This is a genomic window from Nocardia veterana NBRC 100344 (genome assembly GCF_000308855.1).
Lineage (GTDB): Bacteria > Actinomycetota > Actinomycetes > Mycobacteriales > Mycobacteriaceae > Nocardia > Nocardia veterana.
The window spans coordinates 21,176-36,003 of sequence record NZ_BAGM01000119.1 but is presented as its reverse complement, the minus strand read 5'-3'; the positions used below and the strand labels follow the sequence as shown (position 1 = coordinate 36,003).

Annotated in this window: 6 protein-coding genes (1 of these 6 cut by a window edge); 4 read left to right on the top strand and 2 right to left on the bottom strand. The window is 69.4% G+C overall.

Going from position 1 to position 14,828, the window contains the following annotated elements; all coding sequences use genetic code 11:
- Positions 1 to 523 precede the first annotated feature (523 nt).
- A complete protein-coding gene (locus ON37_RS22960; protein WP_040722212.1) occupies positions 524 to 1,264 on the top strand; it encodes a DNA alkylation repair protein in 741 nt (246 codons plus the stop codon).
- Positions 1,265 to 1,282: 18 nt separating this feature from the next.
- Here ON37_RS22960 and ON37_RS22955 read toward each other — a convergent pair whose 3' ends face one another.
- A complete protein-coding gene (locus ON37_RS22955; RefSeq protein WP_040722210.1) occupies positions 1,283 to 2,344 on the bottom strand; it encodes a ferredoxin--NADP reductase in 1,062 nt (353 codons plus the stop codon).
- Positions 2,345 to 2,425: 81 nt separating this feature from the next.
- Positions 2,426 to 3,049, bottom strand: a complete 624-nt coding sequence (gene mftR2, locus ON37_RS22950) for a mycofactocin system transcriptional regulator MftR2 (RefSeq protein ID WP_051031942.1) — start codon at positions 3,047 to 3,049, stop codon at positions 2,426 to 2,428.
- A gap of 369 nt (positions 3,050 to 3,418) precedes the next feature.
- On the opposite strand from mftR2, the gene mftF reads away from it, so the two are divergent.
- The 3 genes from mftF to ON37_RS22935 all read left to right on the top strand — a co-directional run.
- Positions 3,419 to 4,816 (top strand): mycofactocin biosynthesis glycosyltransferase MftF, encoded by a 1,398-nt coding sequence (gene mftF, locus ON37_RS22945; protein ID WP_040722208.1) that lies wholly within the window; start codon positions 3,419 to 3,421, stop codon positions 4,814 to 4,816.
- 146 nt (positions 4,817 to 4,962) lie between these two features.
- Positions 4,963 to 6,336: a GAF domain-containing protein gene (locus tag ON37_RS22940; protein ID WP_040722206.1), complete on the top strand. Its 1,374-nt coding sequence runs from the start codon at positions 4,963 to 4,965 to the stop codon at positions 6,334 to 6,336.
- 451 nt (positions 6,337 to 6,787) lie between these two features.
- Positions 6,788 to 14,828, top strand: partial view of a non-ribosomal peptide synthetase gene (locus tag ON37_RS22935; protein WP_083893226.1) — the 5' end (the start) only. It continues 9,629 nt past the right edge of the window; only the first 8,041 of its 17,670 coding nucleotides appear in the window; its start codon is at positions 6,788 to 6,790; the stop codon falls past the right edge of the window.

The following is a 14,828-nucleotide window of genomic DNA, read 5'->3' as shown; positions in this document are numbered from 1 at the left end:
ATCGGTGGCGCCCGGCCCGACGGCTGTCGCACCGGCACCCATGCAGCCGTACGCGGTCGCCGCGCCGGGACCGGCCGTCGCGCCACCGGTACCGGCTGCGGCACCACAACCGGCAGTCGTGCCGGTAGCGACCGGTGGTGCACCGGCACCCGTCGCGCCGGTGCCCGTGCCGGAGCCTCTCGTTCCGATGCCTGCGGCCGCCGCGTCGACTTGGGCAGCGCCGGTCGTCGCGCCCGTCGGGCCGCCCGTTCCGCCCGCGCGTCGCGCGCCGGCGCGTAACGCCGTTCGGCGTGATCCCGCGCGAACCGCCCCGGGGCGGCCGCCGGTGCGGCCCGCGCGGCAGCCGAGCTGGCGCATTGTGATTCCCGCGGACGAGGTTTCGGGCCGGCCCCGGGTATCGCGGGCAGAGCGTATCTCCGCCAACTAGGCCGGACGAGCGAGCCGGCCGACGGGCTCGGGTGCGCGATACTCTCCCCGTGGTCGATACGACGATGGCGTCCGAGCCCGTCCCGCGGGACGTGGGATGAGTACCGGATTCACCGCTGCCGAGGTGCGGCGCGCGGTCGATGCGGCGGCCGATCCCGAACGGGTGGCCGGGCTGCGCCGGTTCTTCAAGACGGGACCCGGTGAGTACGGCGAGGGCGACGTCTTCGTCGGGGTGACCGTGCCGCAGCTGCGGGCGATCGCCGGACGGTTTGCCGCGCTGCCCATTTCGGAGATCGAGGCCCTGCTCGACAGCCCGGTGCACGAGCATCGGTTCGCCGCCCTGGTGATCGCGAATTCCGCGATGGCGCGAGCCGTTAAGCCGCGCAGCTACGACGAGAGCGCGCAGCGCGACCTCGTCGAGATGTATCTGCGCGCGGTGCGTGGCGGCCGGGTGAACAACTGGGACCTGGTCGACGTATCGGCCGAGAACATCCTGGGTCCGTGGCTGCTGAACCGTTCGCGGAATCTGCTCGACGAACTGGCGCAGGCGGATTCGCTGTGGGAGCGTCGCGTGGCGGTGCTGACCACCTTCGCCTTCATCAAGGCCGGGGACCCGTCCACCACCATCGAACTGAGTGCCCGGCTGCTCGGCGACCGGCGCGATCTGATCCAGAAGGCGGTCGGCTGGATGCTGCGTGAGGTGGGTAAACGTATCGACCGCGCGCTACTGATCGACTTCCTGGACCGTCACGCTCCGGACATGGGCCGCACGGCGTTGAGCTATGCGACCGAGCAGCTGGAACCCGCGCTGCGGGCGGCGTATCGAGCTCGGCGCTGACACCGGCCGCCCGCGAGCTCAGAACTGGATCTTGAGATGGTCGGTGACCGGATGTGCCTGGCAGCCGAGGATGTAGCCGGCTTCGATGTCCTCCGGATCGAGAATCTCCGAATTGTCCATCTCCACTTTGCCTTCCAGCACCGTGCACGCGCAGGAACCGCATTCGCCCTCCTGACAGGAGTAGGGCACGTCCAGACCCTTCGCGAGCATGATGTCGACCAGGGTCTGCCGGCGCGGCCAGGCCAACGAATGGGTCTGTCCGTCGAGTTCGACCTCCACGGTGGCGGCGTCGGCGGCGTCCTCCTCGCTCACCTCGGCCGGTGCGTTGTCGGCGAACGGATCGCCGGACAGCGAGTTGAAGATCTCGGCGTGGGTGCGGCTGCGTGGCACGTCGAGCTGCCCGAGCGCGTCGTGCACCCGGTCCATGAACGCCTTCGGTCCGCACATGAACGCGCGGTAGCCGGTGTAGGGGACGCACAGGGTGGCCAGGCTGTCGGTGGTGGGCAGCCCCTGCAGCGTCTCCAGCCAGTGCACCACGACCAGCCGCTGCGGATTCTTGGCCGTGAGTTCGCGCAGCTCCTCGGCGAAGATCACCGATTCGGGATCGCGGTTGGCGTACACCAGCACGAGGCGACCGGTGCCGCGGGCCAGCGCCGACTTCAGGATCGACATCACCGGTGTGATGCCACTACCGGCCGCGAACAGCAGCAGATCCTCGTCCAGATCCTTCGGGGTGAAGACACCGGAGGGTGGCAGCACTTCGATCTCGTCGCCGGCTTTGACGTTGTCGCACACCCAGTTCGACGCGTACCCGTCGACCGTGCGCTTGACGGTGACCTTGGGCCGGTCGTCGGTGTGCGGTGAGCTGGCCAGCGAATAGCAGCGCGCGACCGAGCCGGTGAGCTCGCTCGGGATGCGCAGGGTGAGGAACTGCCCGGGCTGGTAGGCGAACCGCTCACGCAGCTGTTCGGGCACGTCGAAAACCAGCGAGCAGGCGTCGGCCGTCTCGGTGACGACCGCGGCGACCCGCAGCACGGCCGATCGTGAGCTGTGCGGTACGACGGGATCGACGGTGGTCATGGTGTCCTCTCGGGCCGAGCGTTCAGCGGTGTCACGGTGTCGCCGTGCCGGCACGGCGACCAAACTAGAACGTGTTCTAATTTATGATACGTGGCCGTCCCGCTGCCGGACAAGCTGGGCCTCGAGCCCGGCGATCAGCACATCCATGCCGAAGTCGTAGGAGTACTTTCCGCGCAGGTCGCTCATATGCTTGACGGCCCGCTCGACGGCTTCGGGAAGCGGCATGTCGACCAGGGCGGATCTATCCCGCGGATTGACCCGGGCCCGGCCGAACAGATAGGTGTGAATGGTCGCATAGGCGGCCAGCACATTGCGATCGTCGAACCCGGCATCGGACAGGATTTCCATCACAGCCGCGATCAGATCGAGCTGTTTACCCAGCGTCTGTTCGATCAGCACGTCACCCAGGCCGGGGTGTTTCCGCAGCTTCTCGTCGATCTGATCGATGAGCGCGCGCAGCCGCTGCTGCCAGGTCCCGAATTCCGGCGGTGGGGTGCGTACGCCGGTCAGGGCGGCGCTGGCCACCAGATCCAGGAGCTCCCGCTTGTCGGCGACGTAGTAGTAGGGCGCCATGGGGGAGACGCCGAGTTCGCGCGAGAGCCGGCGCATCGACAGCTTCTCCACCCCATCGGCGCGCACCACGCGCAATGCGGCCTCGACGATCTCGGCTTCCGAGAGTGTGTTGCCGCCCCCGCTCGTCTGCATTCGTCCGACTCCCATGCCACCTCGAGACCTGTCGCAGCCCGACGCGGACCCGTCACCTGCTGTTCAACATGCTTGCCATCCGCAGTCTAGAGTGCGCGCTCGCGGCGGCGGTTCGCTACAGGCAGGTGCGGGCCGCGGGTGGCCTCGCGCCCTCGAACTCGGAATTAGCCGAGGGTGAACTACCGCACCCCGTGCGACATCTCGGCTACCGCTCGACGAATGTTGCCGTGCGATAGCCGGTTAGCGTCGACGGCCATTGACAAGAGACGGCGCCGGAGCCGGTGGGTGGCGGGCGGATTCGTATCGAATTCGGTCCGTTTTTCGCGACACGGGATGCCCGGCGAGAGGTTAGCGCATAGCATTCCTGGAATGCGCCATGATCGACTGCCCAACGGGTTCGGGGTGCGAATCGATCCTCGGGTGCGCACCTACTCCGGTGGACGGCTCTTGGTCGGTGGCTCGCCGACGAGGTTGCTGAAGCTTGCTCCGGAGGCGGCCGCCCTGATCGGTGACGGGTATCTCGAAGTGACGGATCCCCAGTCCGCGGTGGTTGCCAGACGGCTGCTCGATTCCGGCGTGGCCAACCCGCGTCCGCGTCTGCTGCCGTCCCCCGAAGATGTCACGGTCGTGGTCCCGCACTGTAACGACGCCGCCGGGCTGCAGCGGTTGCTGTCCACGCTGCGCGGGCACAGCGTGGTGGTCGTGGACGACGGTTCCGACCGGCCGGTTCGAATTCCGCGCACCGGCGGCCGTTGCCGGGTCACGGTGCTGCGCCACGATTCGCGCCAGGGGGTGGTGGCCGCCCGCAATGCCGGATTGCGGGCCGCGGCAACCGAATTCGTCGCCTTCCTGGATTCCGATGTGGTGCCGCGGGCGGGGTGGCTCGAGGTGATGCTGGGGCATTTCAGCGATCCGGAGGTCGCGCTGGTCGCACCGCGCATCATCGCGCGCGAGCCGGACACCAGCGTCCTCGGCCGGTACGAGAGCACCCGGTCGACGCTGGACTTCGGCCGGCGGGAAACCGCGGTCAGCTCGCGAGGCGCGGTGTCCTATGCTCCCGGGGTCGCGCTGCTGGTCCGGCGGCAGGCGCTGCTGGCCGAGGGCGGCTTCGACGAACAGATGCGCTCGGCAGCCGACATCGATCTGTGCTGGCGGCTCGAACGGGCCGGCTGGCGGCTGCGTTACGAACCGGCCGCGCACGTCGCGCGCGACCATCCCGCCTCGTTCGGAAAGTGGTTCGCTCGCAAGGTTTCCCACGGGGCGGGGGCCGCACCGCTGGCACGGCGGCACGCCGGGATGGTGGCCCCGTTGTCGGTGCCGTTCTGGACGGTCGCGGCGACCGCGCTGCTGGCGACCGCGTCGCGTACCGGCGTCCTCGGTGGCCTGGCCACCCTGGCCGCCGCCCTGCTGCGGCTGCGGCGGGTGTTCGCCGAGCTCGACAACCCCACCCGGGTGGCCGCCATTCATCTGGCGCGTGGATTCTCGGCCGGGGTGTGGCGCATCGTCTCGGCACTGTGCCGCGACTATTGGCCGGTGACCGTGTTGGCGATGATCGCCTCCCGCCGAATTCGGCGGCTGGCGGTGGCCATGGCGATCGCCGACGGGCTCGCCGACTGGTTCACCCATCGCGAGGCCGGTGGTCTGGATCCGTTGCGATATCTACTGTGCAAGCGGCTCGACGACCTCGCCTACGGCACCGGGCTGTGGTCCGGGGCCATCCGCGCCCGTAATGTCGCCGCGCTGCGCCCGGCGGTGCCCAGGCACTGATGGCCCGCGTCACAACCCGCGCGGTTATGCCGTCTACCTCACATTTTGCCGGGGTCTGCACCCGGTGTGACGTGCCGGACAAACCGTAGCTTCACCCGTGCCGTTTCCGACCCGCCGGTACAGTGTGGAGCGGGAAAGAAAGGCAAATGGTCAGCAATCTTACAGGCGACAATCGTCCGGGGCACAGGGTCGAGCCCGGGACACAGCTCGGTGCGCTGGAAGCCTATGCCGCGCAGGCCCACGGCTATCTCGGTCTGGGCGGCGACCAGCTCAATCAGTTGCCCGGATTGCTGCGACCGCTGGTGCTGGAATCCTGGCTGCGCAGTCTGCGCGGGGGAGTCGATCCGCTGGATGCCGTCGACGGGCGCGGGTTGCGCGGCGCCGATCTGCAACGCTATCGCGACAGCCATCCGATCGCCGCGGTGATGCCGCTGGTCGACAAGTTACTGCTGCAGGATGCGACCGGGATCGGTCTGATCGTGGTGGTCGCCGACCAGTTCGGCCGGGTGCTTTCGGTCCACGGCAATCCGGACCGGGTGGCGGCCGCGGCGGAGGTCGGTCTGCGTGAGGGGGACGATCTGTCCGAGCGCCGGGTCGGCACCAATGCCGTGGGGTTGGTGGTTCGCACCGGCCGGGCCACCTGGATTCACGGCCCCGAGCATTTCCTGCATCGGATGCACCGGATCACGGGAGCCGCTGCGCCCGTTCATGATCCGGACGGCCGGCTGGTCGGGGTGCTGATGATCGCGGGCGGTGTCCGGGTGGCGCGCCCGGAGATTCTGGCCTTGGTGAAGGCCGCCGCGACGGCGGCCGAGATGGATCTGGTGCTGTCGGCCGTGCGCACCGAACAACGCGGCGCGGATCGCCGTGCGGTGGCGGCACATTCGGCGCCGGCGCGTTCGTCGGGACGGCTGGCGCTGGAGGTGCTGGGTCTGGGACAGCCCCAGTTGTCCGTCGACGGTGAGCGAATCGCCCTGTCGCAGCGGCATGCCGAGATCCTGCTGCTGCTCGCCGAACATGCCGAGGGATTGTCCGCCGATCATCTCGCCCTGCTCCTGGACGACACCGACCTGGACAACGCGACGATCCGGGCGGCGATGTCGCGGCTGCGGGCCGTCGTCGGCCCGGACGTCTTCGGCTCGCGGCCCTATCGGCTGCGCGTGCCGGTCGCCACGGATGTGGAGGCCCTGCGCGCCGCGCTGGATTCCGGCGATGTGCACAGCGCGGTCCGCCATTACACCGGACCGGTGCTGCCCCGCTCGACGGCTCCCGGAGTCATAGATATCCGCGATGAATTACGAGTGCGGTTACGCACCGCGGTGTTGCGTTCCGGTGATGCGGCGGTGCTGGGCCGCTGGACCTCCGGGGCGGAAGGGCGTGACGACGCCGCCGCATGGGTGGCCTACCGAGCCACCGCCGACCGCGATTCCGCGCTGTATGCCCAGATCGAGGCGAAGATCCGAGTGCTCGACCGGCGGATGGGCGCCGATGCAACGCAAATGCAACGTTTCGGCTCGTAGGCTCCGCGACTGAAAGTGTCCCGTCTCACACTGATAGGTCACAGTGTGGTTTCGGGCACATCTCTGCCCGGATATCGGTGAAGTTGGACGTTGGTCCGATTTTTTTTGAAGGATCTCGTTCCTTTTTATTACTCTTCCGCCTAGTGTTCGCTGCATGACCCGGTGCGCCCGTCGCCACCGGCCGATGCAGGAGACGAGGACGCGGAATTCGTGGTCCGCGACGTTGGAGGAAGTCGAGTTCGAGGATGAGTTGGTGACCGACTCGGTTCACCGAAGTTACTGAGACACAATCTATTTCGATCTTTCACACCTACGCCGACGCGCGTGAGGTGGATTCGCCGAACCAGCTGTGGCCGTGCCGCCGTCGCGCCTTCGTATCGCGTCCGGGGCCTGTTTCGTGCTGCCCGAAAGTGTTCGGTCGCTGGGTATTTCGTCAATCGAGGAGGCTCTGGTGCAGGGTTCGGAGTTGAGCGGTTTCGGTCCGGAGGAACGACGCGGCACCGAGAACACAGCGGATCCGTCGCCGTTCCCGTTGACGCCCGCACAGCTCGGCGTCTGGTACGCGCAACTGCTCGATCCGCAGACTCCGATCAATATCGCCCAGTACGTGGATGTGCACGGCGATCTCGACGTCGAAATCCTGCAAAAGGTGTCGATCGACGCCGCCCGGGAGTTCGGCTCCACCGTGGTGCGCCTGGGCGAGAACGCCGGTGAACCGTATCAATGTGTCGACCCGCGGCTGCCGGTCGACATCGTGCCGGTGGACCTGCGCGATGCCCCGGATCCGGTGGCCGCCGCGCACGAGTGGATGCGCGCGGACTACACCGCGCCGGTGGATCTGCTCACCGACCGGCTCTTCGCCGGGGCGGTGCTGCGGGTCGGTGACCGGCGCTGGTTCTGGTATCTGCGCGCTCACCACATCGTCCTCGACGGTTTCGGGGCGCTGACGAACACCGTGCGCGTCGCCGAGCGCTACACCGCCGAACTGCGCGGCGCCGAACCCGAACCGGTGAAACCCGGCAGTCTCGAATCCCTGGCGGCGGGTGAGCGCGGCTACCGTGACAGCACCCGTTTCGATGCCGATCGACAGTACTGGGCCGAGCGGGTCCGGGACCTGGACGGCGCGACCACGCTCAACGGTCGCAGCGCGCCCCGGGCGGCGGGCAATCTGGTCTACGGTCGCGGCCTGTCCGAACGGGTCGCCGCCCGGATGAACGACCTTGCGGCAGCGCATGATTCGTCCGCCGCGGTGGTGCTGCTGGCCGCCTTCGCGGCCTATCTGGCGCGAGTGACCGGACGCGACGAGGCGGTGCTGAGCCTGCCGGTCACCGCCCGCACCACCGCGGTGATGCGGCGGTCGGCGGGGATGCTGTCCAATATCGTGCCGCTGCGCCTGCGGATCGGCGACGCCACCTGGGCCCAGCTGCTGCAGCAGGCTCGGATCGAGGTCGCCGGTGCGCTGCGGCACCAGCGCTACCGGCACGAGGACATCCGCCGCGACGCCGGGATGGAAGGTCTGGCGACCCGCCGGGCACTGTTCGGTCCGCTGGCCAACATCATGCTGTTCCGCAGCGACCTGACCCTGGGCGATACCGTCGGCCGCTATCACGTGCTCTCGACCGGGCCGGTCGAGGATATGAGCCTCAACGTGTACTACGGCGACAGCGACCGCGTGCACGTGGATTTCGAAGCGAATCCGAATCTGTACCGGGCCGACGATCTCGCCCGGCATCACGCCCGCTTCCTTCGTTTCCTGGAACGGCTGGTGCATCTGGACCCCGAGCGGCCGCTGTCCTCGGTGCAGGTCACCACCGATCTGGAGCGCGAGGTCACGCTGCGGATCTGGAATGCCACCGAACTGGAGATCGCGAGTCCGGACGCCACCCTGGTCTCGATGTGGGAGCGTCAGGTGGCGCGGGCACCGCACACGCCGGCGCTGCGCGGACCCGGCGCGCGTAGCTACGGCCGGCTGGCCGAGCAGGTCAACCGGCTCGCCCGGGAACTGATCGAGCGCGGCGTCGGTCCGGAAACCACGGTGGCACTGCATATTCGGCGTTCTCCGGAGCTGGTGGTCGCGATGTACGCGGTGCTCGTCGCCGGTGCGGCCTACGTCCCGCTCGATCCCGACCATCCTGCCGGCCGAATCGATTACGTCCTCGACACGGCCCGCCCGGTGTGCGTGCTGACCACGAGCCGGGACCGCGGCGCAGGCGGTGCGGACTGGATCGATATCGACGAGCTGGAGCTGTCGGCACGGTCCACGGCCGCCGTGACCGACGCCGAACGGATCGCGCCGTTGCGGCCGCAGCATCCCGCCTACGTCATCTTCACCTCCGGTTCCACCGGTCGGCCGAAGGGCGTGGCGGTACCGCATGCCGCGATCGTCAACCGGCTGGCGTGGATGCAGCACGCCTACCCGCTCACCGCCGATGATGTGGTGTTGCAGAAGACCCCCGCCACCTTCGACGTCTCGGTCTGGGAGTTCTTCTGGCCCCTACAGGTCGGTGCGAGCCTGGTCCTGGCCGCACCCGACGGGCATCGCGATCCGGCGTATCTGCGTTCGGTCATCGCCGAATATCACGTCACGACAGTGCATTTCGTGCCGTCGATGCTGGCCGCCTTCCTCGGCGCGACCGCGGAAAACTCCCAACTGTCCACGCTGCGTCTGGTTTTCGCCTCCGGTGAGGAACTGCCGGGACCGCTCGCCCAGCGGTTGCTGACTGCCGCGCCGCAGGCCGGATTGCACAACCTCTACGGTCCCACCGAGGCCGCGGTCGATGTCACCGCGCACCGGGTCGGACCGCTCGATACCACCGGTGTGCCGATCGGCGCACCGGTCGCCAACACCCGGCTGTACGTGCTCGACGCGCGGTTGCGGCCGGTGCCGGTCGGCGTCCCGGGTGAGCTGTATCTGTCGGGGGTTCAGCTCGCCCGGGGCTACGTCGGGAGGCCGGAGCTGACCGCGGAACGGTTCGTCGCCGACCCGTTCGCGGGCAGTGCCTCCGATGCCCGCCCCGGGGGGCGGATGTATCGAACCGGCGATCTGGTCCGATGGACCGCCGACGGCGAACTGGAATATCTGGGCCGCAGCGACTTCCAGGTGAAACTGCGTGGGCTGCGCATCGAACTCGGCGAGATCGAGACGGTGCTCGGCGCGGTGCCGGGCGTCGCGCGCGCGGTCGTCGTGGTGCGCGACGATGCCGGGGCCGGCGCCCAACTGGTGGCCTATCTGGTCGAGACCGCGCCCGGCGCGGTCGACCTGGCGCGGGTACGTGGCGCCGCCGCCCGAGAACTGCCCGGTTATATGGTTCCGGCGGCCTACGTGCTGCTGGACGCGTTGCCGGTCAACGCCTCCGGCAAACTCGATCGCAGCGCACTGCCCGCGCCCGAGCGCAGCGCCGGCGCGCACCGCCCGCCGGTGACGGTTTCCGAGCGGGCCGTTGCCGCTATCTTCGGCGAGGTACTCGGCCGCGAGCGGATCGGCCTGGACGACGACTTCTTCGCTCTCGGTGGCAATTCGCTCGTCGCCACCCAGGTGGCCGCCCGTCTGAACGCCGATCTCGGATGTGCGCTCGGGGTGCGGGATCTCTTCGAAGCGACGACGGTCGAGGCGCTGGCCGCGCTGATCGACCGGTCCTTCGAATCCGACGACATGGTCGCGACCGGCGCACCGGCGACCCGTCCCCGCCCCGAGATCCTGCCGCTCTCGCCGGCCCAGCAGCGCATCTGGTTTCTGAACCGGTTCGAAGGTGACAGCGCCGGGTACAACATGCCGTTCGTGGTCCGGATGCGCGGACCCGTCGACACCGCCGCACTGCGGGCGGCGCTGGCCGACGTGGTGGCGCGACACGAGGTGCTGCGCACGATCTTCCCCGCCGCCGACGAGGTGGTGGCGCGCCAGTGCATCCTGCCGGCGGCGCAGGTGGGGCCCGACACCTTCGCCGTGGTCGCCGTCCCGGCCGAACGCCTCGAGCCGGAACTGCGCGCTCTGGCAGCGCGCAGTTTCGACCTGACCTGCGAAATACCTTTGCGGGCAACACTTTTCGACCTAGCCGGCGGCCCGGACGCGACTGCCGAGTACGCCTTGGCGATCGTGCTGCACCACATCGCCGCCGACGGTTTGTCGCTGCCGGTGCTGGCCCGGGACGTGGCCCTCGCCTACGCCGCCCGCCGCGACGGACACGCGCCCGAGTTCGCCCCGCTTCCGCTGCAGTACGCCGATTACGCCCTGTGGAAACGGGAACGGCTCGGCGAGGCGGTCGATCCCGATTCGACCGCGGCCCAGCAGCTCGAATACTGGACGCGGACATTGGCCGGTATCCCGGAACAGCTGGACCTGCCCGCCGATCGCCCGCGTCCCGCCCGCGCCACCGGCCGGGGCGCCACGCATCGCTTCGAGCTGCCCGCCGACCTGCATCGGGGCGTCGTCGAACTGGCCCGGGCGCACGGGATTTCGACCTTCATGGTGCTGCATGCCGCGCTGGCCGCGCTGCTGGCGCGCATCTCCGGCGGCACGGACATCGTGATCGGCACGCCGGTCGCCGGCCGTGGCCACCGCGAACTGGACGACCTCATCGGCATGTTCGTCAACACCCTGGTGCTGCGCACCCGGGTCGAATCCGACGCGCCGTTCACCACTGTGCTGGAACAGGTCCGAGATGTGGATCTGGGCGCCTTCGCCCATGCCGAGTTGCCGTTCGAGCAGCTGGTGGAGGCCCTGAATCCGGTTCGCTCGCAGGCACGCCACCCACTGTTCCAGGTCATGCTGGGGGTGGCCGACACTCAGGACATCACCGTCGAGTTACCCGGATTGTCCGTGCGGACGAGTACGCTGGACGCGGGAGTGACCAAGTTCGACCTTCAACTCACGGTCACCGAAAGCTTCGCCGGTGCCGGTCCCGGGGAAGGTCCGGCACCGGCGGGGATCACGGCGGAGTTCACCTACGCCACAGATCTTTTCGACCCCGACACCATCGCCGATTTCGCGCGCTGGTGGCGGTGTCTGCTGAGTGACGCCGTCGCCGACCCCACCCGGGTGGTGGGCGAGTTGACGCTGCTGGGTGCGGCCGAACTCGTCGCCTCGGTCGAAGCCGGACGTCGTCGCGCTGTCGCGCCCGCGCCCGAGGTATCGGCCGTCTTCGCCGATCGGGTGGCCGCGAACCCGGAGGCGGTGGCCCTCGTCGACGGCGATCGCCGACTCACCCGGGCCGAACTGGCGGGCCGGATCAACCGGCTGGCCCGCCACCTGATCGAGGCCGGAGTCGGCCCGGAATCGCTGGTGCTGCTGGGCATCCCGCGCGCGGCGGAGCTGGTGATCGCGGCCGCCGCGGTCCTGGCGGCGGGCGGTGCGTATGTGCCGATCGATCCGGAGCAACCCGTGGCCCGGTTGCGCCGGATCGTCGATGTCGCGCGGCCGGTCTGCCTGCTCACCGCCGGCCCGGCGCCGGATTTGGCGGTGCCCCGGATCGCGATCGACGCGCTCGACCTCGACCACGGGCCCGCCGACCCGGTCACCGATGCCGACCGGATCGCTCCGGTGCGGGCCGCGAACACCGCCTACGTCATCTTCACCTCCGGATCCACCGGCACACCGAAAGGCGTTGCCGTCCAGCGTGGCTCGCTGGACAACCAGATCGCCTGGATCGTCGACGAGTACGGAATCGGCGATCGCGACGTGGTGCTGTTCAAGACTCCGGCGACCTTCGACGTCTCGGTCTGGGAGCTGTTCGCCCCGTTGTACAGCGGGGCGCGCATGGTGGTGGCAATCCCGGACGGACACCGCGACAGCGCCTATCTCGCCGCGACGATCGCCCGGCACGGCGTCACCGCGACCTCCTTCGTCCCGTCTCAGCTGGCGACCTTCGCTGGCACCGTATCGGCCGCCGATATCCGCACGCTGCGTTGTGTATTCGTCGCCGGTGAGGCGCTCAACGGTGAAGTCGCCGCCGCCTTCGCCCGGGTGAGCGCGGCGACGCTGCACAATCTGTACGGTCCGACCGAATTCACCGTGCACGCCACGCACGCCCCGGTGGCGGTGGACCGGCCGGGTCCGGTCCCGATCGGCAAGCCCGTGCGGGACAGCCACGTCCTGGTGCTCGACCGGCATCTGCGTCCCGTCCCCGATCTGGTGGTCGGTGAGCTGTATCTGGCCGGCGCGCAGGTGGCTCGCGGTTATCAGCGGCGCACCGGTCCGACGGCGCAGCGCTTCGTCGCCAACCCCTACGGTTCGGTCGGATCGCGGATGTACCGCACCGGCGATCTGGTTCGCCGGCTGCGCACCGGTGACCTGGAATATCTGGGTCGCACCGACTTCCAGGTGAAGGTGCGCGGGCAGCGCATCGAACCGGGGGAGATCGAGGCCGCGTTGCTGTCGGCGCCGGGAATCGACGCCGCCGCGGTGCAGGTGTATCGGCATCACACCGGTGATCTGCTGGTGGCCTATCTGGTCTGTGCCGGCGATCCGCGGGCGCTGGCGGAGGAGCACCTGCGTGGCCGGCTGCCGTCCTATATGGTCCCCAGCCTCTATGTCGGTCTGTCGGCCATGCCGCTGACCGCCTCCGGCAAACTCGATCGCGCCGCACTTCCGGAGCCCGTGCTCGCCACGCGAACCTTCCGAGCCCCGGTCGGAACCGAGGAGCAGGCCGTGGCCGCCGTTTTCGCGCGGGTCCTCGGCGTGGACCGGGTGGGCCGCGACGACGACTTCTTCGCGCTGGGTGGCAATTCCCTGGTGGCGACCCAGATTTCGGCGCGCCTGGCCGAGACGCTGGACCGCGACGTTCCGGTTCGGCTGCTGTTCGAACATCCCGATGTCGCGAGTCTCGCTCGGCGACTGCGCGATTCGGCGCCGCGGCGGCAGCGGTCGCTCGTCGCCGGTCCGCGTCCGGACGTGCTGCCGCTGTCCTACGCGCAGCAACGCATGTGGTTTCGCAATCAGTTCGACAGCGACTCCGCGGTCGATAATCTGAGCACCGCCATCCGGTTGCGCGGCGACCTGGACATCCCGGCGCTCGCGGCGGCGCTGCGGGATGTGCTGGAGCGCCACGAGGCGCTGCGCACCCGCTACCCGGCCGTCGACGGCGTTCCGCATCAGCAGGTGCTGGCCGCGGACGAGGTGGAGCTGGACCTGGTTCCGCGGCCGGTGCGCGAGGCGGACCTGCCGCAGCGGTTGCGGACCGAGGCGACGGCGGGATTCGTCGTACGCGAGCAGGCGCCGATCCGCACGGCCCTGCTGCGCTGTGACTCCGATCAGCACGTGCTGGTGGTGTCGATTCACCACATCGCCGCCGACGGCTGGTCCATCGCACCGCTGACCCGCGATCTGATGCAGGCCTATGCCGCGCGCACGGCGGGCCGGGCGCCGCAGTGGGAGCCGCTGCCCGTGCAGTACGCGGATTACGCGCTGTGGCAACGATCCGCCCTGGGGTCCGAGGACGACCCGAATTCGCCCATCGCCGAACAGATCCGGTTCTGGCAGCGGGAGCTGGCCGGAGTGCCCGATGTGCTCGCGCTCCCGAGCGATCGGCCGCGGCCGGCGCAGGCGTCCGGGCACGGCGCCCGCTACCGGTTCACCGTCGCCGGGGACACTGTCGCCGCGCTGCGCGGCCGAGCCGAGCGGGCCGGCGGCACCTTCTTCATGGCGTTGCACGCCGCCTTCGCGGTGCTACTGGCCAAACTGTCCGGTCAGCGGGATATCGCGATCGGCACTCCGGTCGCCGGACGGGGTGAGGCCGCGCTGGACGAGCTCGTCGGCATGTTCGTCAACACCCTGGTACTGCGCACCGAGGTCGGCGCGGAGGTGTCGTTCGAGGACCTGCTGGCCGCGGTCCGCGCCGCCGATCTGCGCGCCTTCGCCCACCGCGACGTGCCGTTCGAACGGCTGGTGGAGGTGCTGAACCCGCCGCGCTCCACGGCGCGGCACCCGCTGTTCCAGGTGATGCTGGACCTGCGGCAGGCGGCGCCGGAGCACTCGGGCTTGCCCGGCCTGACCGCCACGACCATCGAACTCGACTCGGGCACGGCCAAATTCGATCTGCAGCTGACCGTCGAGGAACAGGCGGACGGAAGTGCGGTGGCGCTGTTCGAGTACGCGACCGATCTGTTCGACGAGTCGACCGTCGCGGCCTTCGCGCACCGGCTGATCACCGTATTGGAGGCCGTCGTCACCCGGCCCGATCGGCCGATCGGCGAGATCGATCTGCTGTCGCAGGCCCAGCGCACCCGGGTTCTGGTGGACTGGAACGACACCGACCGCGCGATCCCGGCCACGACCCTGGCCGCGCTGTTCGCGGACCAGGTGCGGCGCAGCCCGGAGGCCGTCGCCCTGCGTTACGAGGGCAGCGACTGGACCTACCGCGAATTCGCGGCGCGGGTGAACCGCCTGGCCCGCTTGCTGATCTCGATCGGTGTGGGGCCCGGCCGCACGGTCGCGGTGGGCATGCGACGCAGCGACGATCTCGTGGTCGCCGTGCACGCGGTGATCGCCGCGGGCGCGG